Here is a 25,464-nt window from a genome sequence, read left to right as displayed (position 1 = left end):
GTATGGCACCTGGTTCCTGTGCTGTGGCTCAGGAACCCCGTATAAGCAACAGCAGTTTTGGGAACTTATTTTGGTAAAGGCAACTGAGCAAAACGATAAACTTAATCGTGCCGTTATTGTTTCGGTCGTGCTGCATTTGATACTGATTGCCCTTCTGATTTGGGGATCGTTGCAGGAAAACATCATGAGTGCTGGCGGCGGTGGCGGTGATGGTTCCGTTGTCGGCGCGGTAATGGTCGATCCTAATGCCGTGGTGGAGCAATACAACCGCCAGCAGCAGCAGAGCAATGACGCACAGCGTGCCGAGAAACTGCGTCAGAAAAAAGTGCAGCAGCAGGCCGAGGAACTTCAACAGAAGCAGGCGGCGGAACAGCAACGCCTGAAAGCGCTGGAAAAAGAACGTCTGGCGATGCAAGAAAAAACCGCGCAGCAGGCCAAAATGCTGGCGGAACAGCAGAAAGCAGCGGCAGAGGCCAAAGAACAGCAAAAGGTTGCGGAAGTCGCAGCGGCGAAAGCCAAAGCAGAGGCTGATAAACTTGCCCTAGCGCAGGCCGAGGCGCAGAAGAAAGCCGAAGCCAGGAAACGGGCGGAAGAAGCCAAGAACGCCGCAGAACAAAAAGCCGCAGCGCAAGCCAAGAAGAAAGCTGCTGCCGCAAAGCAGTCCGCAGAAGTCGATGATCTGTTTGATGGCCTGTCGGACGGCAAGAACGCGCCCGAAGAGGGGGGCAAACAGAAGGGGGACGGCAAGCCTGCGGGGCAGGGTAATGCCAAGGCCGCAGGAGCTAGCGGTGCGGATATCAACGGTTATATGGGGCAGATTCAGGGCGCGATCCAAAGCAAGTTTTATGACCCCGGTTCGTTCACCGGCAAAACCTGTGATCTGCGCATCAAGCTGGCACCGGATGGCTTGCTGATCAGCGTGCAGGAGGTAGGCGGCGATCCAGCGCTGTGTCAGGCGGCAGTCTCTGCTGCTAAGCTGGCACAGATGCCTAAACCGCCAAGCGATGCCGTTTATCAGCATTTTAAAAATTTTACATTGGGATTTAAGCCGCAATAACGCCCGATTAACACAGCGATGCTACAGGGATATACTAGGCTGTGTCCCTCAATGGTTCGTGAGCGCCGCTGGTGGTCATTTTTCACACGTAGCAAGGCGCGGGCCAGGAGGGGGGCCAAAAATCAGCGGATCGTCACTTAGATGCGCGCCCAAATGGCCCTAAGCCCTGCGGGTCGCGTCCCAAAATCCGGTACTCGGTGTTATCGGTTTTGGACATAGGCCCGCCCCTTCGCCTTGATTACCGGCTTTTGGGTTTGCTATGGTGCCAGGGTCAATGACGGAGCACCGCCTAATGGTAACCAATAGAGATTATGCAGCTTTGTTTGCGTTGGGTTATTAAAATTCTGCTAATTTATCGCAGGCATTCTGCTTGGATAAGGGAGATGAGATGAAGCAAGCATTTCGAGTAGCGCTAGGCTTTTTAATACTGTGGGCTTCCGTTCTTCACGCGGAAGTTCGCATTGAAATTACCCAAGGGGTCGATTCTGCTCGTCCGATTGCTGTGGTGCCGTTTAAGTGGGCTGGTTCTGGCACGCCTCCAGAAGATATTGGCAAGATTGTCGGCGCAGACTTGCGCAACAGCGGCAAATTCACCCCGATTGATGTGGCACGCATGCCGCAGCAACCCACCACCGCATCTGAAGTGACGCCAGCGGCCTGGACTGCACTGGGCATTGATGCTGTAGTTGTCGGCCAGGTGCAACCTGGCGCAGACGGTAGTTACCTGATCTCTTATCAATTGGTGGATACCTCAGGTTCCCCAGGCAGCGTATTGGCACAGAACCAGTTTAAAGTGACCCAACAATGGTTGCGCTATTCTGCACATACTGCCAGCGACGAAGTATTTGAAAAGCTGATCGGCACTAAGGGGGCTTTCCGCACGCGTATCGCCTACATAGTGCAGACCAACGGCGGGAAATTTCCCTACGAACTACGTGTAGCAGACTATGATGGCTACAACCAGTTTGTGGTGCACCGCTCTCCTGAGCCGCTGATGTCACCAGCGTGGTCACCGGATGGTAGCAAGCTGGCCTACGTGACCTTCGAAAGCGGCCGCTCGGCGCTGGTGGTGCAAACTTTAGCTAACGGGGCAATCAGCCAGATCGCCGCGTTCCCGCGTCACAACGGTGCGCCGGCGTTCTCCCCGGATGGCAGCCGCCTGGCGTTTGCGCTGTCCAAGAGCGGTAGCCTGAACCTGTACGTGATGAACCTCGGTTCCGGCCAGATGACGCAAATCACCGATGGTCGTAGCAACAACACCGAGCCAGCCTGGTTCCCGGATGGTCAGACGCTGGCCTATACTTCCGATCAGGGGGGCCGTCCGCAAATTTACAAGATCAGTGCTAGCGGCGGAGCGTCGCAGCGACTGACATGGGAAGGCTCTCAGAATCAGAACGCTAAGGTCAGTTCCGATGGTAAATTTCTGGTGATGGTGAGTTCCAATAATGGAGTTCAGCATATCGCCAAACAAGATCTTGGTTCGGGAGCCGTTCAAGTATTAACCGGCACTCTCCTTGACGAAACGCCTAGTATTGCGCCAAACGGCACTATGGTTATCTATAGTTCCATGCAAGGTATGGGTTCCGTGTTGCAACTGGTATCAACTGATGGGCGTTTTAAAGCGCGTCTTCCGGCAACTGATGGACAGGTCAAATCCCCTGCCTGGTCGCCGCATCTGTGATGCATGTGCCAATATGTATGGCAAACTATAAGAGGATCAAAGAAATGCAATTGAATAAAGTGCTGAAAGCGCTTCTGCTGGCATTGCCCGTTCTGGCTGTAGCAGCTTGTAGTTCTAACAAAAGCGCAAACGACGATCAATCTGGGATGGGGGCTGGCACTGGCATAGAAAACGGCAGCAGCAACCTGTCTTCTGAAGAGCAAGCGCGTTTGCAGATGCAAGAACTGCAAAAGGAAAACACGGTATACTTCGGCCTCGACAAGTATGACGTCAGCGCTGATTTTGCTCAGATGTTGGACGCACATGCGACGTTCTTACGTAATAACGCGTCTTACAAAGTGACTGTTGAAGGCCACGCGGACGAACGTGGTACGCCGGAATACAACATCGCTCTGGGCGAGCGTCGTGCTAACTCGGTTAAAATGTACTTGCAGGGAAAAGGCGTTTTAGCTGACCAGATCTCTATCGTTTCCTACGGCAAAGAAAAACCAGCCGTACTGGGTCACGACGCAGCGGCTTATGCTAAAAACCGCCGTGCCGTTCTAGTTTACTAAGAAAATCGTATGAATAGTAACTTCAGATGTCATGTGTTCAGTCTGTCGTTGCTGATTGGCGTAGCGGCTCCATGGGCCGCTGCTGCCCAAGCGCCAATCAGTCATGTGGGTTCCGGTTCGCTTGAAGAGCGCGTCACCTTGCTTGAGCGCATCAGCAATGCTCAGGGCCAGCTTTTAAACCAACTCCAGCAACAACTCTCTGAAAATCAGCATGATATTGACGCCTTGCGCGGGCAGATTCAGGAAAATCAATATCAATTAAACCAAGTGGTCGAGCGCCAGAGGCAAATCTATCAACAGATGGATAACCTCAGCCAGGGCAGTGCTCAGGTGGGGGGAGTTACAGACGAGGCAGCAGTAGCTGGCACCTCTAACGGCAGCACCAGCACGTCTGTGGTACCCCCCAACCAAGGGGATGAAAACAGCGACTACAATACCGCTGTTTCTTTGGCACTGGAAAAAAAACAGTATGACCCAGCGATCTCTGCTTTTCAGTCCTTCGTAAAACAGTACCCAAAATCTACCTACCAGCCTAATGCCAATTATTGGCTGGGTCAGTTGTTTTACAACAAAGGTAAAAAAGATGATGCGGCCTACTATTTTGCGGTGGTGGTGAAGAATTACGCAAAGTCACCTAAAGCGCCGGATGCCATGTACAAAGTAGGTATCATCATGCAGGAAAAAGGGCAGGCTGATAAAGCCAAAGCCGTGTTCCAGCAGGTAATTAAACAGTATCCAACCAGCGCGGCGGCCGCACTGGCGAAAAGTCGCGTAGCCGGTTAACAAGGGGAAAGCCGCCTGAAAATTAGCCAGACTGACCGATTTTTGGGCTGGTCGTCTGAAGAACAAGCAGTTAAACCTATTAATCAAAAATTTAGGTTGCGCTAAAAAGATAAATTAGTAATATATGCCGCCGTTGCCAAGACATCTTGCCCGGTGTTAAAGCAGCAAAGAAATTGGGTCGTTAGCTCAGTTGGTAGAGCAGTTGACTTTTAATCAATTGGTCGCAGGTTCGAATCCTGCACGACCCACCAGTTTAGAAATGAAAAAAGAAGTGGCATCAGCAACAATAATATCACCTAGTGATAATGCCAAAGGGCAAATAATTTTGTACGTATGTCACTTTCTGAAGAAGTAGCCATAACCAGACAGTGGGTGATTAGCTCAGTTGGTAGAGCATCTCCTTTACACGGAGGGGGTCGGCGGTTCGAGTCCGTCATCACCCACCATTTCTGCGGGTCGTTAGCTCAGTTGGTAGAGCAGTTGACTTTTAATCAATTGGTCGCAGGTTCGAATCCTGCACGACCCACCAATTCCAAAATGAAAAAAGACGTGAAATCGGCAAGGATAGCATCCTCCAGTGATGGCCTTGAAGGCCGAGCTATCTGGCATAATCCACCACGCTAAAAAGTGATTGAACGTGAAATCCACGTTTATTGCTATCTCTGCATCAAACACCTCTCCTGGCATATTGCCGTTTATTAGCATTTAATAAATTAAATATTCTTGCGCATATATGAAAATATCTGCGGACTTATCGCACAATTTTAGTTATTTTGTTTAGTATATAAAACAAATGGGTGTTGTGCGGGGGAGTACAGCCGAAAGCGCCCAGCCTAGCATGAGATTGTAGTGATGAGTGAAATGTTTGATGCCAATGGATATCCCTTCCCACCCAAACCGGTTCCGTTGGACGTTGCGGCTACGCTGTACTACCGCGAGCGGATTAAAACCTTGCTCAAGAAGCATAACGCGGTGATGGTTGCCCACTATTATACCGACCCGGAAATTCAGGCACTGGCGGAAGAAACTGGCGGCTGTGTGGCGGATTCGCTGGAGATGGCACGCTTTGGCAGCGCGCATCCGGCTTCGACGCTGTTAGTCGCTGGGGTGCGTTTTATGGGGGAAACCGCCAAGATCCTCAGCCCGGAAAAAAAGGTGCTGATGCCAACATTGCACGCCGAATGCTCGCTGGATCTGGGCTGCCCGGAAGAAGCGTTTCGCGCATTTTGCGATAGTCACCCCGATCGCACCGTAGTGGTCTACGCTAATACTTCGGCGGCGGTCAAAGCGTGCGCCGACTGGGTTGTGACCTCCAGCATTGCCGTTGAGCTGATTGAACATCTCGACAGCCTGGGTGAGAAAATCATCTGGGCGCCGGATCGCCATCTCGGCGGCTATGTGCAGAAGCAGACCGGGGCCGATGTACTATGTTGGCAAAGCTCCTGTATTGTTCATGATGAGTTTAAAACTCAGGCACTGAGGAATATGAAGGCGCTGTACCCCAACGCGGCGATATTGGTGCATCCAGAGTCGCCACAGGCGGTGGTCGAACTGGCCGATGCCGTAGGATCAACCAGTCAACTGATCCAAGCAGCGAAAACGTTGCCGAATAAACGGCTGATTGTGGCCACAGATCGCGGTATTTTTTACAAGATGCAGCAGGCTTGCTCGGACAAAGAGTTGTTTGAGGCACCGACAGTCGGTGAAGGAGCGAGCTGCCGCAGTTGTGCGCATTGCCCGTGGATGGCGATGAACGGCCTGAAGGCTATCGCCGAAAGCCTGGAGCAGGGGGGTATTGAGCATGAGATACAGATAGACGCTACGCTGCGTAAAAAGGCGCTAGTCCCCCTGAATCGTATGCTGGATTTTGCCGCCCAGTTGAGCATATAGGCCAAAGGGAACGCTTAACCGTTTAATTTAATGAGGAACACTGCATGAGTTTCTTTAGTACCGGCAATATATTGGTGCATATCCCCCTCGGTGTGGGCGGTTACGATTTATCGTGGATTGAAGCTGTCGGCACACTGTTTGGTCTGTTATGCATTTGGTGCGCCAGCAAAGAAAAGATCATCAATTACCTGTTCGGCCTGATTAACGTCACGTTGTTCGCGGTGATTTTCTTCCAAATCCAGCTCTATGCCAGCCTGTTGCTGCAACTGTTCTTCTTTGGTGCCAATATCTATGGCTGGTATGCTTGGAGCCGTCAGACGCACAACCATCAGGCTGTGCTGCACATCCGCTGGTTGTCGCTGCCGAAGGCGCTAGTATGGGCAGCAGTGGGTACCAGCGGCATTGCCCTGATGGCGGTTAATATCGACCGCGTGTTTGCTTGGCTCACGCAGATTGCGGTAGCGATGATGCAGGCGCTGGGGATCAGTGTGCAGATACCGGCCTTGCAGCCGGATGCCTTCCCGTTTTGGGATTCAGCGATGACGGTGTTGTCTATCGTGGCGATGATCCTCATGACGCGAAAATATGTCGAGAACTGGCTGCTATGGGTAGTGATCGACGTGATCAGCGTAGCTATTTTCGCCTATCAGGGCGTCTACGCGATGGCGCTGGAATACATCATCCTGACCCTGATCGCCCTCAACGGCTCTTGGCTGTGGATCAAAAGCGCCCGCCAGAATGATTCCTGCCCGTTATCTTCCGCACAATAATTTATGCAAAGGGGGCATTTTGCCCCCTCCTGATATCTAGTGATGATGCATGCGTGATGGATAAGCCGATGCCGATAAAACAGCTTAATTTGGCCGTTCGGCAAAGGTGATTTATAGTGCCGTTCACATAGGCTAGATTGGTGGGATCTATGCACTATGAAATACCCTTCTATACCAATGGAAAAGCAATGAATTACCAAAACGACGACTTACGCATTAACGAAATCAAGGAACTCTTGCCACCGGTTGCTCTGTTAGAGAAGTTTCCGGCCACTGAACGCGCGGTAGAGACGGTATCGCAAGCGCGTAGCGCCATTCATAATATCCTCCGCAGCAGCGATGATCGCCTGCTAGTGGTGATCGGTCCATGCTCTATTCATGATACTCAAGCGGCCAGGGAATATGCGGCACGCCTGCTAACTCTGCGCGAAGAGCTGAACGGCGAGTTGGAAGTGGTGATGCGCGTTTACTTTGAAAAGCCGCGAACTACCGTGGGTTGGAAAGGGCTGATTAACGATCCGCAGATGGATAGCAGCTTTCATATCAACGATGGCCTGCGTTTGGCGCGTAAATTGCTGCTGGGAATCAACGATAGCGGCTTGCCAACTGCTGGCGAGTTCCTTGATATGATTACCCCGCAGTACCTGGCAGATCTGATGAGTTGGGGGGCCATCGGCGCACGCACGACCGAATCTCAGGTGCACCGTGAGCTGGCTTCCGGCCTGTCTTGCCCGGTCGGCTTCAAAAATGGCACCGATGGCACCATCAAGGTGGCGATTGACGCCATCAACGCGGCCAGCGCCCCGCATTGCTTCCTGTCGGTGACCAAGTGGGGCTATTCGGCGATCGTTAACACCAGCGGTAACGGCGACTGTCATATCATCCTGCGCGGCGGTAAAGAACCGAACTACAGTGCAGCGCATGTCAAAGAGGTCAAAGATGGCCTGACCAAAGCAGGGTTGACGGCGCAGGTGATGATCGATTTCAGCCACGCCAACAGCAGCAAGCAGTTTAAGAAGCAGCTTGACGTGAATGCCGATGTTTGCGGCCAGATCGCTGGTGGTGAAAAAGCGATTATCGGTGTGATGATTGAAAGCCATCTGGTGGAAGGCAATCAGAGTTTGGAAAGCGGCGAACCATTGGTTTACGGCAAAAGCGTGACCGACGCTTGCATCGGTTGGCAAGATACTGAGACCGTGCTGCGGGAACTGGCGGCGGCAGTGAAAGCGCGCCGCCGTGGCTGATGTTTCTACTTGTTTTGTGCCTGGCTAGTCCTACTATAGGTTGACACTTTTCAGCCTTATAACGCCCGATGAGTCTCATCGGGCGTTTTTTATTTTAGCGGCAGAGGGGGAGGCATCTAATTAGTAGAACCTGTGTTTTTCAGTAAAGGAAGCGATGGCTTTTTCATGTAGCGCAATAGAACGTGAGAAGCAGAGAGTTTTGCGAACCACTCTTTTGAGGCGTGTACTATTCGCTTCAGCGCGAGTTTTTTAACGTGCGAATAACCCTGTTGATACCGATTTTAAGCGTTGTTGCTGTATCGCGAACCCAGCGCCATATCAACGATTGGCTCTTTAACGCCGGGCTTTCTGCCTGATAAGTGTAGGTGAGCTGGAATACACACCGGCACTCACGATAGGGAAGCGCTCCTGGCCCTATAGGGTTTGGTACGCTGAAATCATCTTAACGAGTTCGGCAGTATCGATGAATTGAAGCAAGCGATGGCGGAATACCTCCATGACTACAACACCGAACGAATCAGTCTGAAACCCAAAGGCCTGAGTTCGCTAGAATACCGAACCCAGTCCCTGAAAGCCGCTTAATCTGGACTGTCCAACTGAATGGGGTGCAGTCCATTTTCACTGGACTTTTTGTCACATCAACGGATAAAAATTATTTCGCCTTACCCTGGTTTGCCACGGCAGCCGCTTTAGCGGCGATTTCGTCGGCATTGCCCAAATAGTAGCGCTTGATTGGCTTAAAGTTGTCATCGAACTCATACACCAATGGCACTCCGGTTGGGATGTTCAGCTCAAGGATCTCATCCTCGCTCAGGTTATCCAGGTATTTCACCAGTGCGCGCAGCGAGTTGCCGTGAGCCGCCACGATAACGCGCTCACCGCTCTTGATGCGTGGCAAGATCTCTTCGTTCCAATATGGAATAACGCGATCGATGGTCAGCGCCAAGCTTTCGGTTAGCGGCAGCTCTTGCTCAGTGAGCGCACTGTAGCGCGGATCGTAGCCTGGGTAGCGTTCGTCTTCTTTAGTCAGTTCTGGCGGGGTCACAGCGAAACCACGACGCCATTGTTTGACCTGTTCATCGCCATATTTCTCAGCGGTTTCTGCCTTGTTCAGGCCTTGTAGAGCGCCATAGTGACGCTCGTTCAGCTTCCAGGATTTTTCACTGGGTAGCCAGGCTTGGTCCAGCTCGTCGAGGATATGCCACAGGGTGTGGATCGCACGCTTCAGTACGGAGGTATAGGCAAAATCGAAAGAAAAACCTTCGTCTTTCAACAAATTGCCTGCTGCTTTCGCTTCAGCACGGCCTTTATCGGACAAATCAACATCATACCAACCGGTGAAGCGATTTTCGTTGTTCCACTGGCTTTCGCCGTGACGCACAAGAACCAGCTTAGTTACAGCCATAGCTTAACTCCTCAATAATCTGACAGTTCAATAATAACGAAAATCATTATATTGCCGCTGCCTGGGCCTCGGCAATGGATAGCGTTTCACCATAGCCAATTTATCGCTGCAAAGTAAGGGGGGGGCCGAGGAAAAGCTGAATCGATCAGGTGGGAGGGGCTGGAAGAAGAGGCGCGGCGAAGCTTTATCTCGCCGCACCCTGGTATGGAAAAAATCAGGCTGATTTCTTCAGGCAGGCGCTCATAAAGGTTTTACGCTCATTGCCTTTCAGGCTTTTGGCTTTGGCATCAGCATTACAGTCTTTCATTTTTTGCTGCTGCGGGGTCAAGGATTTGCCCACAGTGGAGGAGCTTTTAGCCTTCAGACAGGTGCTCATAAAGGTAGAGCGGTTTTCGCCTTTCAGCGATTTGGTGGAAGCTTGATGGTTGCAATCGGTCATACGTTTTTGCTGGGCCGCCTGCGCCGGAGAAGGCGTTTTCACCGCCGTATCGGCTGCCATCAGGTTAGTACTCAGCATGAAGCTTCCCAGAACCAATAATGGAAATGCAGTAATCAAACGCATAAATATTCCTTAAGCTATTGATGGGCCAGCATTGGCCGAAAAATGTGACGTCATACTAGACGTTGTGCTTATCACGGTATACCCGTCATACTTCACGTTGCTTGGGCGTTAGCTTTTCTCAATCACCCCAGTCACTTATGGGGGTAAGCGCCTGGGGATCTGCCGCCTTTTTGCAACTCGAATTATTTAGGGTATAGCACTGATTTTAGTGCGCACTTTGGAATAAGGAAAGGTAAACACCAACAGACAAAATGGGTACAAAGGTAAGTATTTATAAAAATCTCATGCTACAGGGGCATTGATACTTCGTTCTCAGGGCTGAGGTTTATGGCTGTTGATACCATGGAAAGGTGAAGAACAACAGGTGAGCCAAGTTAAGCCCGAAATGGAACAGGGTCGGCACCCACAGCCGACCACTCCACATCCAGGCCAGGCCATAAATTAAACCGGCCAGTGTGGCGAACATCACCATCCACATGCCGCCAGCCAGGTGCGCTGTGCCGAATATTAGCGCTGTGATAATCAACGCTGGCCAGGCACTTAGCCACTGGCTGAGACGTTGTTGCAGGTAACCGCGAAACAGTGCCTCTTCAGCCATACAGGTGAAGAACAGATTGGCCATGGCATACTGTAAGAGCCAGGATGGGGTATGCCACTCTATCTTCAGCCTGCCTAGCGTGACGGCCAACAGCAATAACGCGGCCATGCTGATCAACAAGGCTATCCAGCCCGCTTTGCCAACGCGCTGGCCGCTATCGGCGGAAAATAACGTTGGCAGGCAGGCGAACAGCAGGAACGGCACCAGCGCTTTATCGAAGTGGTAATATAAGGTAAAAGGTGGGCTGAGAGGGCCGGTTTTTTCACCGTTTATCATCAAGGGGTTATGAATGCCTGGCACCAGGTGCAAGAAAAGCGCCAGGCAACTGGCGACCAGCAATGTTTCAACGGTTATCGCCAGGTGACGTATGGCGTGAAAGTGATATCGCAGCCATGCCAGCGCGGCGATAACCAGCAGGTATCCTAGGCTGAGCGGCGTCAACACGCCATGATAAAGCCCCATAGCCGCAGACGCAGCCAAAATTAGCCAGGCTAACAGTCGGTTAAACGGCAAGAAAAATAACGAAGCAGCAAGTACGCCCCACATAAAGATATCCCTTTAAATGTCTACGGCGCTGAGTGCCAAAGTGCCGCGCAAATATGGTGAAGTGAAGTTGAGTACCAGGTTGGATAGTAGCACAGCAAGGGAGCATATCCAGGGTGTACAGGGTTTTGCCATCGTTCAATCATATCTCCAGATGCTGTTGCCCCTATTCCAAGGGGGCGACGCGGATTGGCGATCCGCTTTTAGAGTTTCAGGTAAGAAGAATTTCGGCCTGTATAACGCGCCCTGTCGGCTGTAAAAGTTTTAGTACCTATCCCATTAGGCTATTTTATTTGCCATTTTGGCTTTGGGCAGTACTCACCTTCCTCACGGCCCCCTGTACGCTGCGGTGGTTGCGCGCTGTCGGTGTATAGACTGGCGGCAACAATATACATCTACTGGGATAGGTTCTTATTGTTGCCGATTGGGTCGTTAAAGCGCCAAAAGCCACGTTTGTGGGCGGTTACTAATTTTTCCCTGTGTCTAAAATAACCGCGTTTTGCCGATATTTTAGGTTAAACTACTCATTTCGCAGCGGCGTGCATTGTCGCTCAATAGGCAGTTAAGTGAGGCTACCGTGCTGGAATTATTGAAAAGTCTATTGTTTGCTGTGGTAATGGTGCCGGTGGTTATGGCCATCATACTCGGTCTGATTTACGGTTTGGCAGAAGTGTTCAACCGCTTTTCCAGCCTTGGCCGTTCAAAAGAAAATCGCCGTCAAACGCACTAAGTGTCTTCCCCCTTCAATGCCTGTCGGCACTGTTCGGTGGGTGTTATCTTCTCCCTATCGATCAACCGCGTGATAAGCTAGCGCACGCGGTTGTCCCCATCAGACTTCAAGTTGCCTGGGTGTGAGCTTTTCTCGCTCACTCCAGTCATATGATTTTTATATAACGAAGAGTGATAATACGCGTTAACTTACGGAGAAAAACCATGAAACAGCAATTGATCAAATGGGTTGGTGGTTTTGTCATAGCATCCTGCCTGGTGATGCAGGCGGCGGCGGAGAAAATTACCCTGTTTGCTGCCGCATCATTGACTAACGCACTACAGGACATCGCCAGCCAGTATCAAAAAGACACAGATGTGCAGGTGATGTCTTCCTTTGCTGCGTCGTCAACCTTGGCGCGTCAGATTGTACAAGGGGCACCGGCCGATCTGTTTATCTCCGCCGATCAGCAATGGATGGATTATGCGATTGATAAGCAGCAAATGGTGAAAGATACCCGTTATACACTGCTGGACAACGAGCTAGTGCTGATCGCACCTCAAGACGCTAAACAGCAGAAAGTCACCCTCGACAAGCAGACTGACTGGAGCGCGTTACTGAATGGTGGCCGCCTGGCGGTGGGCGATCCCGATCATGTGCCTGCTGGTATCTACGCCAAAGAAGCGTTGCAGAACCTCGGCCTCTGGCGTGCGCTGGAGCCTAAGTTGGCACGCGCCAATAACGTTCGCAGCGCCATGGCGTTGGTGGAACGCGGTGAAGCAGCGCTGGGCATCGTTTATGGCTCTGACGCGATAGCCAGCGACAAGGTCAAGGTGGTCGGGCGCTTCCCAGAGGGTAGCCATAAACCGGTTGAATATCCTATGGCGATAGTTAAAGATCACCGTACCCCGGCAGTCAATGCTTTTTATAGCTATCTGACCAGCCCGGCAGCGGCAGCTATTTTTAAGCATTATGGATTCATCCCGCGCAAATGATGCTGAGTGAGTACGAGTGGCAGGCGGTTGAACTGAGCTTGCAAGTGTCTGTGTTAGCGGTGATCTGTAGCCTGCCATTTGGCATTCTTATGGCTTGGCTCCTGGTGCGCTGCCAGTTTCCCGGCAAAGCGCTACTGGAGGGGGTTATCCACCTGCCGCTGGTGTTACCGCCGGTGGTGGTGGGTTACATGCTGTTGATCGCCATGGGGCGGCGTGGCGTGATAGGTGAGAAACTGTATGACTGGTTCGGTTTCAGCTTCAGCTTTAGTTGGCGTGGGGCGGCGTTGGCTTCTGCTGTGGTGGCGTTTCCGTTGATGGTGCGCGCCATCCGGCTAGCGTTGGAGGCGGTGGACATCAGGTTGGAGCAGGCGGCGCGTACGCTGGGAGCCACCCCGTGGCGGGTATTTTTCACCATCACGTTGCCGTTGTCTTTGCCCGGTGTGATCGTCGGCGTGGTATTGGCCTTCGCCCGCTCGCTGGGTGAATTTGGCGCCACTATTACCTTTGTTTCCAACGTTCCCGGCGAGACCCGTACCCTTCCCTTGGCGATATACACCTTGATTGAAACACCGGGGGCGGAAACTGCCGCCGCGCGCCTGTGTGTGATCGCCATCGTGCTGTCGCTGGTTGCGCTGATGGTGTCCGAGTGGCTGGCTCGCTGGAGCCGTAACCGGATGGGGATATAAATGCTGGAGCTGGATTTTTCACAGCGGCTGGGCGACCTCGAACTGGATATCTGCGCCGATCTGCCAGCACAGGGTGTTACCGCTATCTTCGGTTTGTCTGGGGCAGGTAAAACCTCATTAATTAATGCGATTGCTGGCTTGGCGCGTGTGCAGCAGGGACGTATTGCGCTCAACGGTCGCTCATTGGTGGACACCGTCAGCGGGGTATGTTTGCCGCCGGAAAAACGCCGCATCGGCTATGTGTTTCAGGATGCTCGCTTGTTCCCGCATTATCGAGTACGCGGCAACTTGCAATATGGCATGGCGGCTGGCATGCGTACCCAGTTGAATGACATCGTGGAACTGTTAGGCATCGGGCCGTTGTTACACAGGTTGCCGCTCACGTTGTCCGGCGGCGAAAAGCAGCGGGTGGCGATTGGCCGTGCCCTATTAACGGCACCGGAATTGTTGCTGATGGACGAGCCGTTGGCCTCGTTAGATCTGCCGCGCAAGCGCGAGCTATTGCCGTATTTGGAGCGACTGGCACAGGACGTCAATATTCCCATTCTCTATGTCAGCCACAGTATGGATGAGATCTTGCGCTTGGCCGAACAGGTGATGGTGCTGGATCGCGGTCAAGTGCGGGCGTTTGGCAGCCTGGAGGCGGTTTGGGCCAGCAGCGTACTGCGTCCATGGTTGCAACGTGAGGATCAGAACAGCGTGCTGCTCGTCAGCGTAGTCGAACATCATCCGCGCTACGCCATGAGCGCGCTGGCTCTCGGTGAACAGCGCTTGTGGATTAGCGGCATCGACGCCGCGTTGGGCAGCCAACTGCGCATCCGTATCAACGCCGCCGAAGTATCGCTGGTGTTGCAACCGCCGATCAACAGCAGCATCCGCAATGTATTGTTGGCGAAGGTGAGTGAGTGCATGGAGGTTAACGGCCAGGTTGAAGTGAAGTTGGCGCTGGGGGAACATGTGCTGTGGGCCTGTATCACGCCCTGGGCGCGTGACGAACTGGCGATCTGCCCCGGAAAGTGGTTGTATGCGCTGGTGAAAAGTGTCGCCATCAGCCGCGAGCTACGCTGAAAATGTGGGAGACAAAATTTTACTGCCCCAACACCCGCGTGCGGATCACCTCGGCGATGCCGGGCTGCATGTGATCGGCGATGGTCAGATCAGCACGCGCTTTGATCGCGTCATCGGCATTGCCCATCGCTACCCCCAAACCGACCGCCTCCAACATACTGAGGTCGTTATAGTTATCCCCAAACGCCACCACCTGATCCATGCTCAAGCCCTGGGCGCTAACCCATTGTTGAAGGCGTTTGCCCTTACTGTTACCACTTTTGGCGATATCTACCTGATCGTGCCACGACCACTCGCAGGCTAACCCCAGTTCTTTTTCCAGCGCCTCGGCAAAGTGGCGCAGCGCCGGGATATCCGCGTGCGAGAGGGCAAATTTCCAAATGGATTGTGCTTCGTCAGCGGCCTGAGCCAGGCTGTTAACCTGCTGTAGCGTTGGCCGTTGTGCCTTTGGCAATGTCTCTGCCCAGGCCAGCGAACGGATAACATTGCTGCTTGGCACCTGATACAGCATGGCATCATCCACATACATCAGAGCGTTGATATCGCTCTGTTTCAGCATTTGCAGCACTAGCCTGGCCTGGTCTTGCGGCAGTGGATCGGCTGCCAACACTTTTTTCTGCTGAAAGTCATACAGATAGGTGCCATTGCAGCAGATGGCCGGGGTTGTTATCTGCAACGCTTGATAGAACGGATGGATGGCGATATGGTGGCGACCCGTGACCACCACCACCTCGACACCGGCGGCGCGCGCTTCCGCCAGCGCAGCCAGTGACTGCGGCAAAATGCGTTTTTGGTTATCCAGCAAGGTGCCGTCCAGATCGAGGGCGATAACACGGTAGTTCATAGGGATCCCATTATTGTTAGCGACAAAACTAACCTGATAGTACACCGGATAAGTGAGGGATAAAACTGCGTAGATTTCAGGTGAACAACAGGGCTGTTAGGTCGTCGATGTAAAAATAAGTCAGGGAAACCGAGCAACTGAATCGGTTTATCTTTTATCCTTGCAAGGAGAATAAATGAAGCAAGTTGTTTATGTTGGCAGCCCGGAAAGCCAGCAAATTCATGTCTGGCAGTTGGACGATGCTGGCGCGCTGGCGCTGCTACAGACTGTTGATGTGCCGGGGCAAGGGCAACCGATGGCCATCCACCCAGATAAAAGCCATTTGTATGTCGGCGTGCGCCCACTATTTAGCATTGTCAGCTACCGCATTCAGGCGGACGGTACGTTATGCCAGGCTGGTATAGCACCGTTGCCGGGTAGCCCAAGCTATATTTCCACCGATTTGCTGGGGCGCTACCTGTTTTCTGTCTCCTACAGCGGCAATTGCGTCAGCGTCAGCCAGATTGGTCATGACGGCGTGGTAACGGCACCTATCCAGCAGATCGACGGCCCGATTACACCGCACTCTGCCAATATCGATCCGGCTAATCAACGCTTGCTGGTGCCTTGCTTGAAGGAAGACCGCATCCGTTTGTTCAACCTTGGCTTGGACGGCCAATTGACGACGCATGTGCAGGAAGCCGTAAACACTGCCACTGGTGCTGGCCCACGGCATATGGCGTTCTACCCTAACGGCAAGTATGCCTACTGTGTGAACGAGTTAGACGGTACGGTGGACGTGTTGACCATCTCGGAAAATGGCAGCAAATACCGTGTGACGCAAACGCTGGACATCATGCCGGTGGGGTTTGCTGGCACGCGCTGGGCGGCGGATATTCATATCACGCCAAATGGCCGCTTCCTGTATACCAGCGAGCGCACTGCGAGTATTCTGACTATCTTTAGCATTTCCGCAGACGGCAGCACGCTGTCGGTGGTTGGTCATCATCCAACCGAAGTGCAGCCGCGCGGCTTCAACATCGACCACAGCGGTCGCTTCGTAATTTCGGCCTGTCAGCAGTCTGGCCATATTGTGGTGCATGAGATTGACCAAAGCAGCGGCAAACTGAGTACGCTGGCGCGTTATCCGGTGGGCAAAGGCCCGATGTGGGTGAGCGTATTGGCGCAATAACCGACGAAGGCGCAGCAATGCGCTCCAGATTGAGACAAACCCCAGATGATGTCTTTCTAGGGTTTGTTTCTAATGCGCCTTGGCGGGCGCTGTCCTTTGACTGTGGGGGTTAAAGGGCAACTGGGAGGTGAAAGTCCTCTACACACCTGATGAGGGGAAGGGTTAGCTGAACAGCCAGGTGCTCATCGCAAGGTGGGATCTAAAGAAAGCTGAAAGCAAAATGCTGGCCTGACGAACAGGAAGCGGCTTAGGCATGACAGTGGGGTGATGCGGTTGTAACGGTCAACTGAAACCGGACACTTTAAGCGATGCTTATACTCATCCGGGCTGATATTTCCCAGAGGCGATAATGGTGCCGACGGCTGTGATAAAATAAGCGGTAACTGTCAGATCAGGTCTGAGCTAATACAGGTAATCCATCACGTCCCGCGTTCTTTCACTCCGACTTTCTTCACGACGCCAGTTCACTCACTCTGATTTTAGGCTACGGAAAAATCTCTCCGTCAGCGCATTATCCAGGCCGTTCCCACCGCGACTCATACTGCAAAAGATCCCATTCACCTGCCGTATTTTCCAGCGGCCGACGGTAAAACCCTGCTGCCAGTTTTCGGTACACCTCCGTCGACTACCGTAAGTAGCATCATTTTTCCGGTGAATATGCCGGGCAGCGGCGATTGGGCCATTACAATAATGATTTTTAACGTGGCACAGCATTCTGAACACTCTTAAGTTCACCGTGTGCTTACGATCTTTTTACACTCCCGTATCTACGATTATTTTATCCTTTTGCAACATTTTTCCTAAAGCTTTCCACTTCGCTGCCGTTGCTCTCGTTAAGGTGTGAAACATGCTACAACCCGGCAGTTGCACAATCGGTACTCCTTACACTGCGCCGATGAAGCTACTGGTTAATGCAGGGAATGTGCTGCGAGAAGTAACCCCTGCACGTCCGTTTTTAATGACTAAAAACTAAATGGATTCAGGATATTTACATGAATAAGCAGTTAGTTTCTTTGTCCCTGCTGGTTGCAGCATCAATGGCCTCGCTGCCGACCTCAGCGGCAACAAATTCTATCTCTAAAACAGCCGCTGCGAAAATGTTCACTGTCCTTTCGGATGGACGCGGCATGCCAGCCATCACCTTTTTTATTCTTTCCCCATCAAATTTCTCGTCTGCCACAGTTAACAAACCTAATACTCTGTCTAGCGTTGCCTATTCAATTGCCGCTTATCCAGTTTCATTGACTGACACAGTACAACTCTGCTATTACCGCCCATATACTGCCGCTCCATCCCTGTGTAGGGGCGTAACGAGTGGATCAACTTCGGCCACCCCTGATTTTAATAGTTTACCTTCGATAACGGAGCAGGAATAGAAATCATGCACACCTAGTTCGCGACTTAAGCCTTCACGTCAGGAAAATATCACCTATACATATAGCTACTAATCGCTAAGTGCCAAATAATTTTTAAACAGGCTGGAGTGAACCAAATTATGAAAGTCGAAAAATCAACCAATGTTAGTAGCGATGTAAAAAGCACATTGGGTAACGTTGCTAAAACAACCGGCTCCCCGCCTGCCGTAGCAAGCCGTGCCACGCTAGCACAATCAACCTTTTCGGGCCAAACGAAGATAAGTGGTCAGGGGCTGATGATCTCCCGTCTGTTTGGCAACACAAACACCATCCCGCCGGTGCAGACACAATTAACGAAAGAAGCATCGGGCATGAATGCAGTGAACTTCCTGACCCAGGGCGATCGCAATATGTTGTCAGATCTCTACGCGCAGGCACAAGATCAGGGAACTGACCTTCGCTATGTAGACGATTTAGCGCGTGATTTGGGAAAATACAGGAAGTTTGGTAGCGAATCGGGTAACCTTAATACCGGTAATACCTATGATAAAGCCGGGCATAAACAAACAATTGAATTTACTCAAAAGGATGCGGCTACCGCTTTACGCATTCTCAATAGTGGTAATGTTTCCCGCTCTGTACTGGATCCGGGCTTTCTGAAATATGAGCTTGATTCCGGTTACTCTTTTAGTCATAAAGCTAATTTCGAATATCTGGAGTCAATTGTGAACAACTTCGGTCAAAATAAAACTACTGCGCATCAGAGTCAGGCCACTAAGTTCTCCACCTATGTAAGTCAGGGACAGAATAATTTTATTGTTAACACCGCCAGCGAGGTGACTTTTAAAGCTGATGAGCCGGATGTAATCAATAAAGATGGTGTGTTCTATGTAACAGAAACCGGAAAAAAACATGGTTTCCGCTTGGAAGATAAAGACGTAGTGCAGGATAACGGATTTCCATTGATTGTCTCTCAGCCTAAGACGCTAACCAGGTTATTAGATCATGTATTCAAGATATTGATCATTTTGTAAAATTGTTCTTTTACAGAGAGCATGTGATGGCTAATTTTGACGTGTAACGGTCAACTCAAACCGGATACTTTTTCAGATATATTCTTTAAGCGATGCTCATACTCATCCGGGCTGATATTTCCCAGGCGATAATGACGCTGACGGCTGTGATAAAATAAGAGGTATTCCATCACGTCCCGCGCTCCTGCACACCGACTTTCTTAACGACGCCAGTTCACTCGATCTGATTTCAGGCTACGAAAAAATCTCTCCGTCAGCGCATTATCCAGGCAGTTCCCACCGCGACTCATACTGCAAAAAATCCCTTTCACCTGTGGGACTTTCCAGCGGCCAAGGGTAAAACCCTGCTCCCGGCGTTCAGTACACATTCGTCGACTACCATAAGTAGCATCTTTTTCCCGGTGAATATGCCGGGCAGCGGCGATTAGACTATTACAGTAATGATTTTTAACGTGACACAGAATTCTAAACGCTCTCGATTATTCAGCACAGAACTGATATTGACCGATAAAAGCGACATACAAAAGCAGCCGTAGCGCATGAGATGATGACAAAAAGAGAGAGCATGACGTTACTTGGATAATAATGCTGATGGGAAAGGGAAGTCGTTGAAGGTGTGAGAGGTCGGCGGGAGCGAACCCGCCTCCTATTCGAGAGTTGATGATGCTTAACTTATTGATTTATATTGCCATGATGAGGTGGTTAAGTTACCGCTACCGGATCTGACAGCACTTTGTCAGCAGCCTGAGGCGCAGCCATGCGCCCTTTTTACTGGCGGAAAATCAGGTGTATTTCACCGTCAGGGTGGCGCTGCCGAGGTGGTGGAAGTGCACATTAAAGCCCACCAGCGCCCCGCTACTACCTTCATCCACTTCAATGCTGTCTACGTCTAACGCATGTATGATGAACTGATAACGGTGGCTCTCGCCCTGCGGGGGGGCTGCGCCGCCGTAACCGGTTGAACCGAAGTCAGTACGGGTTTGAATGGCGCCGGCTGGCAGCGAAGCCTTACCGGAACCCGCACCTTGCGGTAATTCACGCGTGTCCTGCGGAATATTGGCTACCACCCAGTGCCACCAGCCGGAACCGGTTGGGGCATCGGGATCGTAAAGGGTGATCACGAAGCTTTTGCTGCCTTCCGGTACGCCATCCCAGGCCAGGTGTGGCGATAGGTTGCCGCCGTGGTAGCCCATGCCATTGAATACCTGTTGCGCGGGCATTTTTGCGCCGTCTTGCAAGTCGTTGCTGTACAAGCGAAAAGCCATAAAGACCTCCAGTTGTCGGTAAGAATGGAGCTTTTAAGTTAGGTCGTTTGGCTAGAACAATGCAAGTCCATCGTCGGCAATAGGCTATAGACGCGGGTTATCGGCAGCCGAATCTGTTGCTTCAGCGCACTGCGGCCGCTACCGCCGCAGTCAGACGGCTAAGCGGCTCCGGCTCGATAATGTAGGGAGGCATCAGATAAATCAGCGTGCCGAACGGCCGTAGCCACACTCCGCGCTCGACGAATTCGCGCTGTAACTGCGCTACATCTACCGGTTTGCGCATTTCCACCACTCCAATGGCCCCTAACACCCGTACATCCGCCACTTTTGGCTGTGTAGCCAAGGGCAACAACTGCTGTTTAAGCTGCGTTTCGATAGCGTTTACCTGTGCCTGCCAGCGATTTTCTGCCAGTAGCGTCAAGCTGGCTTCAGCCACCGCACAGGCCAGCGGGTTGCCCATAAAGGTTGGCCCGTGCATAAAGCAGCCAGCGGCACCTTTGCTGATGGTGTCCGCGACCTGGCGGCTGGTCAGGGTGGCGGAAAGCGTCATGTAGCCGCCAGTCAGCGCTTTGCCCAAGCAGAGAATGTCCGGCACCACCCCGGCATGCTCACAGGCAAATAGCTTGCCGGTACGGCCAAAGCCGGTGGCTATCTCATCGGCTATCAGCAGTACCTGATAATGGTCGCATAGTTCGCGTACCCGCTTGAGGTAGGTTGGGTGATAGATGCGCATACCGCCAGCGCCTTGTACTATGGGTTCGAGGATCACAGCGGCCACCTCGTCAGCGTGCTGTTGCAGCAACGCGGCGAACGGCGCAATGTCTTGTTCATTCCACTCTTCATCGAAGCGGCACGGCGGCGCAGGGGCAAACAAATGCTGGGCGAGGAAGCCCTGATACAAGCGGTGCATCGAGTTGTCGGGATCGCACACCGACATCGCGCCAAAGGTATCGCCATGATAACCGTGGCGCAGGGTCAGCATATGCTGCCGCCGTTCTCCGCGTGCCTGCCAGTATTGCAGCGCCATCTTCAACGCCACTTCTACTGCCACTGAACCTGAGTCCGCCAAAAATACGCATTGCAACGCCTGCGGCGTCATCGCCACCAGCCTACGGCATAGCGCGATGGCGGCGGGGTGGGTAATACCGCCGAACATCACATGCGACATTTTCTCCAACTGCTGTGTGGCAGCCAGGTTCAACTGTGGGTGGTTATAACCGTGGATCGCCGCCCACCAGGAGGACATGCCATCTACCAGACGCCGCCCATCAGCCAGATGCAACTCAACGCCAGCGGCTGCTTCAACCGGATAGCAGGGCAATGGATGGCTCATAGAGGTGTAGGGGTGCCAGATATGGTGCTGGTCGAACGCCAAGTCAGACTGGGTGACAGACATGATTGTAAACCAATTTGAATTAAGAATGGTTGACAGTATATCCACAATATTTACACTGACGACACTTTATTCGTTTTGGAGACGCCATAATGGCCGATCGCATTCACTGGACAGTGGGTCTTGCCCAGGCCCTGTTTGATAAACCGTTGCTTGAGCTGTTATTTGAGGCGCAGACAGTACACCGCCAGCACTTTGATCAGCGCCAGGTTCAGGTCAGCACGTTGCTGTCGATCAAGACGGGGGCCTGCCCGGAAGATTGCAAATATTGCCCGCAAAGCTCGCGCTATAAAACCGGCCTGGAGTCAGAACGTTTGATGCAGGTGGCCCAGGTATTGGAGGCCGCCCGCAAGGCCAAGGCGGCCGGTTCTACCCGCTTCTGTATGGGGGCTGCGTGGAAAAACCCCCATGAGCGCGATATGCCGTATTTGCAGCAGATGGTGCAGGGGGTGAAAGCGCTGGGGATGGAAACCTGTATGACGCTGGGCATGCTGGAGGGTAGCCAGGCCGAACGGCTGGCGCAGGCCGGGCTGGATTATTACAACCATAACCTCGACACCTCCCCGGAGTTTTACGACAGTATCGTCACTACCCGCAGCTATCAAGAACGCTTGGATACGCTGGACAAGGTGCGTGATGCGGGCATTAAAGTGTGCTCCGGTGGTATTGTCGGATTGGGCGAGACAGTACGCGATCGCGCCGGGCTGCTGGTGCAACTGGCTAACCTGCCAAAGCCACCGGAGAGCGTACCGATCAACATGCTGGTGAAAGTGAAAGGTACTCCACTGGCGGACAATGAGGACATCGATCCGTTCGATTTTATCCGTACCATTGCGGTGGCGCGCATCATGATGCCCGCTTCCTACGTGCGTCTCTCTGCGGGGCGCGAACAGATGAACGAACAGACTCAGGCAATGTGCTTTATGGCTGGAGCCAACTCGATCTTCTACGGCTGCAAGCTGTTGACTACGTCTAACCCGGAAGAAGACAAGGATCTGCGGTTGTTCCGCAAGCTGGGGCTGAATCCGCAACAGACTGCCACCGAGTACGGCGATAATCAGCAACAGCAAGTATTGACTGAGCAACTGATGCATGCCGATAGCGCTCAATTTTACAACGCGGCGTTGTGATGAGCTGGCAACAACGCATCACGCAAGCACTGGATGAGCGACGGCAAAGCGCGACTTACCGCCAGCGGCAGGTGAATCGAGGCGGTAATGCTCGCCAAATTCAGCTTGGCGGTGAACATTATTTGAATTTTTCCAGCAACGACTATTTGGGCCTGAGCCAGGATGCACAGGTGATCGCCGCCTGGCAGCAGGGAGCGCGACAGTATGGTGTGGGCAGCGGTGGCTCCGGCCACGTCACCGGCTTTTGCACCGCGCATCAGGCGTTGGAACAGCAGTTGGCGGAGTGGCTCGGCTCTCCGCGTGCGTTGCTGTTTATTTCCGGCTATGCCGCTAATCAGGCGCTGCTGGCGGCATTGATGCAGGCGGGCGATCGCATTCTGGCCGATCGTCTCAGCCACGCTTCGCTGCTGGAAGCGGCCAGCCAGTCGCCAGCGCCGTTGCGCCGTTTTCGTCATAACCACCCGCAGTCGCTGGCTAATCTGTTGGCAAAACCCTGTGTAGGGCAGCGGTTGGCGGTGACTGAAGGGGTGTTCAGCATGGACGGCGATCGCGCACCGCTGGCGGCGCTACATAGTCTGACCCGTGCGGCAGGGGCCTGGCTAATGGTGGATGATGCGCACGGCATTGGCGTGTGCGGCGAGCAGGGACGCGGCAGTTGCTGGCAGCAGGGGGTGCGGCCAGAACTATTAGTGGTGACCTTTGGCAAGGCGTTTGGTATCAGTGGCGCGGCCGTGTTGTGCGACGAACCCACCGCAGAATACCTGCTACAGTTCGCCCGCCACCTGATTTACAGCACCGCGATGCCGCCAGCGCAGGCCTGCGCACTGCGGGCGGCGCTACGGCGCATTCAGCAGGGCGACGCATTGCGCGCCCGGTTGCAGGACAACATCCGGCGCTTTCGCCAAGGGGCGGCTCAGTTGTCGTTGGCGCTGACAGCGTCCGATACCGCCATCCAGCCGCTGTGGGTGGGTGATAATCAGCGCACCCTCGATCTGGCGCAGCATTTGCGTGAGCATGGCCTGTGGGTGAACGCCATCCGCCCGCCCACGGTGCAACCGGGTGGCGCACGTTTGCGCATCACCCTGACCGCCGCCCACCAGCCACAGGATATTGATCGCCTACTGGAGGTCTTGCATGGCGTCAACGTTTAAGTGGGTGAACAAGCAGGCAGTGGCATCGGCCTTCAGTCGGGCGGCTGGCAGCTATGATGCGCTGGCGACGGTGCAGCGTGAAGTCGGTGAGCGTTTGCTGGGGATGGGGAAAGATCTGCCGGGCGTGCAACTGCTGGATGCTGGTTGCGGCACCGGCTATTTCAGCCGCCGTTGGCGTGCGCTGGGGAAGCAGGTCACCGCGCTCGATCTGGCACCGGGCATGCTGGCGTTTGCCCGCCAGCAGCAGGCGGCGGATCACTATTTGTTGGCGGATATTGAGCAAGTGCCTTTACCTTCTGCGGTGATGGACATTTGCTTCAGTAGCCTGGTGGTGCAGTGGTGCAGCGATCTGTCGGTGGCACTGACAGAACTGTATCGGGTAACGCGTCCTGGTGGCGCGATCCTGTTTTCCACGCTGGCGCAGGGTTCGCTGCATGAATTGGGCGATGCTTGGCAGCAGGTAGATGGCGAGCGTCATGTGAACGATTTTCTGCCGCTGGCGGCTATTGATGCTGCCTGTGCGGGCTACCGCCACTGTCTTGAGGCGCAATGGCGAACCCTGAACTACCCGGATGTGATGGCACTGATGCGCTCACTGAAGGGCATCGGTGCGACGCACTTGCATCAAGGGCGCGAAAGCGGGCTGATGTCACGCCGACAGTTTGCCGCATTGCAAGCGGCCTATCCGCGCCTTCAGGGGCAATTCCCGCTTAGTTATCATCTCATATATGGTGTGATTTACCGTGATTAAACGTTACTTCGTCACCGGCACCGACACCGAAGTGGGCAAAACCGTGGCCAGTCGTGCGCTGCTACAAGCGGCTAACCGGGCGGGTTACCGCAGTGCTGGCTACAAGCCGGTGGCCTCTGGCAGTGCAATGACCGCCGAGGGATGGCGCAATGGTGATGCGCTGGCGTTACAGGCCAACAGCAGCGTGGCACTAAGCTACGACGAAGTGAATCCTTACGTTTTTACCGAACCAACCTCGCCACATATCATCAGCGCCGCTGAAGGTCGGCCAATCGAACTGGCGCGGCTTTCCGCTGGTTTACGCCATCTGGAACTGCGAGCCAACTGGCTGCTGGTTGAAGGCGCGGGGGGATGGTTCACGCCGTTGTCGCTGCAATACACTTTCGCTGACTGGGTACGTAGGGAACAACTGCCCGTGATTTTGGTGGTGGGTGTCAAGTTGGGTTGCATCAACCACGCGTTGCTGAGTGCGCAGGCGATTTGGCAAGCGGGTTTGCCGTTGGTTGGCTGGATCGCCAACGATGTCATTGTGCCCGGCAAACGGCATGAGGAATACCTGGCAACGTTGTGCCGTATGCTGTCAGCGCCGTTGCTGGGCGAGATCCCCCATTTGCCTGATGTTGAGCGCCAGACTCTGGGGCCGTATTTAGATATCAGCCAGTTGTAATCCTGCTGGGGCAGCTTGGGTTTCCTCATTGAATTGCCAGAGTAGCATTGCTCAATGGTTCAATGGGGTTCCCAGGGGGGATATATCCTAGCGCGCTGCTGATGTCCGCTGGATGTTGGGGGCAATAGGGCGGGAAACGTTAACGCGGACACGGCCTG

25 protein-coding genes, 3 tRNA genes and 2 pseudogenes are annotated in these 25,464 nt (G+C 53.2%); 22 read left to right on the top strand and 8 right to left on the bottom strand.

Annotated features, from left to right (window positions below):
* Window positions 1-70 precede the first annotated feature (70 nt).
* The 10 genes from tolA (at window position 71) to aroG (ending at window position 7,979) form a co-directional block, all read left to right on the top strand.
* Window positions 71-1,057, top strand: coding sequence for a cell envelope integrity protein TolA (gene tolA / locus SYMBAF_RS09450; protein ID WP_040265101.1), 987 nt, complete (start codon window positions 71-73; stop codon window positions 1,055-1,057).
* Window positions 1,058-1,445: 388 nt separating this feature from the next.
* A complete protein-coding gene (tolB, locus tag SYMBAF_RS09445) occupies window positions 1,446-2,738 on the top strand; it encodes a Tol-Pal system beta propeller repeat protein TolB (RefSeq protein ID WP_040264886.1) in 1,293 nt (430 codons plus the stop codon).
* A gap of 44 nt (window positions 2,739-2,782) precedes the next feature.
* Window positions 2,783-3,292: a peptidoglycan-associated lipoprotein Pal gene (gene pal / locus SYMBAF_RS09440; protein WP_040264887.1), complete on the top strand. Its 510-nt coding sequence runs from the start codon at window positions 2,783-2,785 to the stop codon at window positions 3,290-3,292.
* A 9-nt stretch (window positions 3,293-3,301) separates the two neighbouring features.
* Window positions 3,302-4,075 carry a cell division protein CpoB gene (cpoB, locus tag SYMBAF_RS09435; RefSeq protein ID WP_040264888.1) on the top strand — a complete coding sequence of 258 codons (774 nt, stop codon included), beginning with the start codon at window positions 3,302-3,304 and terminating at the stop codon, window positions 4,073-4,075.
* Between the two features lie 175 nt (window positions 4,076-4,250).
* A tRNA-Lys gene (locus tag SYMBAF_RS09430) sits at window positions 4,251-4,326 on the top strand.
* A 119-nt stretch (window positions 4,327-4,445) separates the two neighbouring features.
* Window positions 4,446-4,521, top strand: a tRNA-Val gene (locus SYMBAF_RS09425).
* Between the two features lie 7 nt (window positions 4,522-4,528).
* A tRNA-Lys gene (locus SYMBAF_RS09420) sits at window positions 4,529-4,604 on the top strand.
* Window positions 4,605-4,927: 323 nt separating this feature from the next.
* Window positions 4,928-5,965, top strand: a complete 1,038-nt coding sequence (nadA, locus tag SYMBAF_RS09415; RefSeq protein WP_040264889.1) for a quinolinate synthase NadA — start codon at window positions 4,928-4,930, stop codon at window positions 5,963-5,965.
* Window positions 5,966-6,009: 44 nt separating this feature from the next.
* On the top strand, window positions 6,010-6,735 hold the full coding sequence (pnuC, locus tag SYMBAF_RS09410) for a nicotinamide riboside transporter PnuC (RefSeq protein WP_040264890.1): 726 nt from the start codon (window positions 6,010-6,012) through the stop codon (window positions 6,733-6,735).
* Between the two features lie 188 nt (window positions 6,736-6,923).
* Complete coding sequence (aroG, locus tag SYMBAF_RS09405) at window positions 6,924-7,979, top strand: 3-deoxy-7-phosphoheptulonate synthase AroG (protein WP_040264891.1); 1,056 nt, start codon at window positions 6,924-6,926, stop codon at window positions 7,977-7,979.
* 120 nt (window positions 7,980-8,099) lie between these two features.
* On the opposite strand, the gene SYMBAF_RS18440 is transcribed toward aroG, so the two are convergent.
* Together SYMBAF_RS18440 and SYMBAF_RS18435 are read right to left on the bottom strand one after the other, a co-directional pair.
* On the bottom strand, window positions 8,100-8,189 hold the full coding sequence (locus tag SYMBAF_RS18440; RefSeq protein ID WP_082026910.1) for an IS1 family transposase: 90 nt from the start codon (window positions 8,187-8,189) through the stop codon (window positions 8,100-8,102).
* A gap of 31 nt (window positions 8,190-8,220) precedes the next feature.
* Window positions 8,221-8,388, bottom strand: a pseudogene (locus SYMBAF_RS18435) (IS1-like element transposase); the annotation flags it as partial.
* Between the two features lie 29 nt (window positions 8,389-8,417).
* Between SYMBAF_RS18435 and SYMBAF_RS09390 the strand changes: the two are divergent.
* Window positions 8,418-8,561, top strand: a pseudogene (locus SYMBAF_RS09390) (IS3 family transposase); the annotation flags it as partial.
* A gap of 70 nt (window positions 8,562-8,631) precedes the next feature.
* Here the strand turns inward: SYMBAF_RS09390 and gpmA are convergent.
* The 3 genes from gpmA to SYMBAF_RS09375 form a co-directional block, all read right to left on the bottom strand.
* Window positions 8,632-9,384, bottom strand: coding sequence for a 2,3-diphosphoglycerate-dependent phosphoglycerate mutase (gpmA, locus tag SYMBAF_RS09385; RefSeq protein ID WP_040264892.1), 753 nt, complete (start codon window positions 9,382-9,384; stop codon window positions 8,632-8,634).
* Window positions 9,385-9,598: 214 nt separating this feature from the next.
* Window positions 9,599-9,946, bottom strand: a complete 348-nt coding sequence (locus SYMBAF_RS09380) for a PsiF family protein (RefSeq protein WP_006708332.1) — start codon at window positions 9,944-9,946, stop codon at window positions 9,599-9,601.
* A gap of 325 nt (window positions 9,947-10,271) precedes the next feature.
* Window positions 10,272-11,090, bottom strand: a complete 819-nt coding sequence (locus tag SYMBAF_RS09375; protein WP_040264893.1) for a CPBP family intramembrane glutamic endopeptidase — start codon at window positions 11,088-11,090, stop codon at window positions 10,272-10,274.
* A 574-nt stretch (window positions 11,091-11,664) separates the two neighbouring features.
* On the opposite strand from SYMBAF_RS09375, the gene SYMBAF_RS09370 reads away from it, so the two are divergent.
* The 4 genes from SYMBAF_RS09370 (at window position 11,665) to modC (ending at window position 14,545) form a co-directional block, all read left to right on the top strand.
* Window positions 11,665-11,817: an AcrZ family multidrug efflux pump-associated protein gene (locus tag SYMBAF_RS09370; protein WP_006708183.1), complete on the top strand. Its 153-nt coding sequence runs from the start codon at window positions 11,665-11,667 to the stop codon at window positions 11,815-11,817.
* A gap of 203 nt (window positions 11,818-12,020) precedes the next feature.
* Window positions 12,021-12,791 carry a molybdate ABC transporter substrate-binding protein gene (gene modA / locus SYMBAF_RS09365; protein ID WP_040264895.1) on the top strand — a complete coding sequence of 257 codons (771 nt, stop codon included), beginning with the start codon at window positions 12,021-12,023 and terminating at the stop codon, window positions 12,789-12,791.
* Window positions 12,788-13,477 (top strand): molybdate ABC transporter permease subunit, encoded by a 690-nt coding sequence (gene modB / locus SYMBAF_RS09360; protein WP_040264896.1) that lies wholly within the window; start codon window positions 12,788-12,790, stop codon window positions 13,475-13,477. Before modA ends, modB begins: the two co-directional genes overlap by 4 nt.
* The gene (modC, locus tag SYMBAF_RS09355) at window positions 13,478-14,545 is read left to right on the top strand and encodes a molybdenum ABC transporter ATP-binding protein ModC (RefSeq protein ID WP_040264897.1); all 1,068 of its coding nucleotides are present in this window, start codon (window positions 13,478-13,480) and stop codon (window positions 14,543-14,545) included.
* A gap of 19 nt (window positions 14,546-14,564) precedes the next feature.
* On the opposite strand, the gene SYMBAF_RS09350 is transcribed toward modC, so the two are convergent.
* The gene (locus SYMBAF_RS09350) at window positions 14,565-15,389 is read right to left on the bottom strand and encodes a pyridoxal phosphatase (RefSeq protein WP_040264898.1); all 825 of its coding nucleotides are present in this window, start codon (window positions 15,387-15,389) and stop codon (window positions 14,565-14,567) included.
* A 175-nt stretch (window positions 15,390-15,564) separates the two neighbouring features.
* Between SYMBAF_RS09350 and pgl the strand changes: the two genes are divergently transcribed.
* From pgl to SYMBAF_RS09335, 3 genes are all read left to right on the top strand, one after another.
* On the top strand, window positions 15,565-16,560 hold the full coding sequence (gene pgl, locus SYMBAF_RS09345; RefSeq protein ID WP_040264899.1) for a 6-phosphogluconolactonase: 996 nt from the start codon (window positions 15,565-15,567) through the stop codon (window positions 16,558-16,560).
* Between the two features lie 992 nt (window positions 16,561-17,552).
* Window positions 17,553-17,936 carry a hypothetical protein gene (locus tag SYMBAF_RS09340; protein WP_152609093.1) on the top strand — a complete coding sequence of 128 codons (384 nt, stop codon included), beginning with the start codon at window positions 17,553-17,555 and terminating at the stop codon, window positions 17,934-17,936.
* A 119-nt stretch (window positions 17,937-18,055) separates the two neighbouring features.
* A complete protein-coding gene (locus tag SYMBAF_RS09335) occupies window positions 18,056-18,949 on the top strand; it encodes a hypothetical protein (protein WP_040264901.1) in 894 nt (297 codons plus the stop codon).
* Between the two features lie 782 nt (window positions 18,950-19,731).
* On the opposite strand, the gene SYMBAF_RS09330 is transcribed toward SYMBAF_RS09335, so the two are convergent.
* Window positions 19,732-20,214 (bottom strand): kinase inhibitor, encoded by a 483-nt coding sequence (locus SYMBAF_RS09330; RefSeq protein ID WP_040264903.1) that lies wholly within the window; start codon window positions 20,212-20,214, stop codon window positions 19,732-19,734.
* Window positions 20,215-20,335: 121 nt separating this feature from the next.
* Window positions 20,336-21,610 carry an adenosylmethionine--8-amino-7-oxononanoate transaminase gene (gene bioA / locus SYMBAF_RS09325; protein ID WP_040264904.1) on the bottom strand — a complete coding sequence of 425 codons (1,275 nt, stop codon included), beginning with the start codon at window positions 21,608-21,610 and terminating at the stop codon, window positions 20,336-20,338.
* 89 nt (window positions 21,611-21,699) lie between these two features.
* Here bioA and bioB point away from each other — a divergent pair, with 89 nt between their 5' ends.
* From bioB to bioD, 4 genes are read left to right on the top strand one after another with little or no spacing between them, the layout of a single operon-like run.
* The gene (gene bioB, locus SYMBAF_RS09320) at window positions 21,700-22,737 is read left to right on the top strand and encodes a biotin synthase BioB (RefSeq protein WP_040264905.1); all 1,038 of its coding nucleotides are present in this window, start codon (window positions 21,700-21,702) and stop codon (window positions 22,735-22,737) included.
* Entirely contained in the window at window positions 22,737-23,888 is a 1,152-nt protein-coding gene (gene bioF / locus SYMBAF_RS09315) for an 8-amino-7-oxononanoate synthase (RefSeq protein WP_040264906.1), read from the top strand. The genes bioB and bioF overlap by 1 nt, the downstream gene beginning before the upstream one ends.
* Entirely contained in the window at window positions 23,872-24,639 is a 768-nt protein-coding gene (gene bioC, locus SYMBAF_RS09310; RefSeq protein ID WP_040264907.1) for a malonyl-ACP O-methyltransferase BioC, read from the top strand. The genes bioF and bioC overlap by 17 nt, the downstream gene beginning before the upstream one ends.
* Entirely contained in the window at window positions 24,632-25,306 is a 675-nt protein-coding gene (bioD, locus tag SYMBAF_RS09305; protein WP_040264908.1) for a dethiobiotin synthase, read from the top strand. Before bioC ends, bioD begins: the two co-directional genes overlap by 8 nt.
* The last annotated feature ends 158 nt before the right edge of the window (window positions 25,307-25,464 follow it).

Source organism: Serratia symbiotica, from assembly GCF_000821185.2.
Taxonomy (GTDB): Bacteria; Pseudomonadota; Gammaproteobacteria; order Enterobacterales; family Enterobacteriaceae; genus Serratia; species Serratia symbiotica.
Note: the sequence above shows the minus strand (reverse complement) of the source record. Positions and strands in the feature narration are given on the sequence as shown.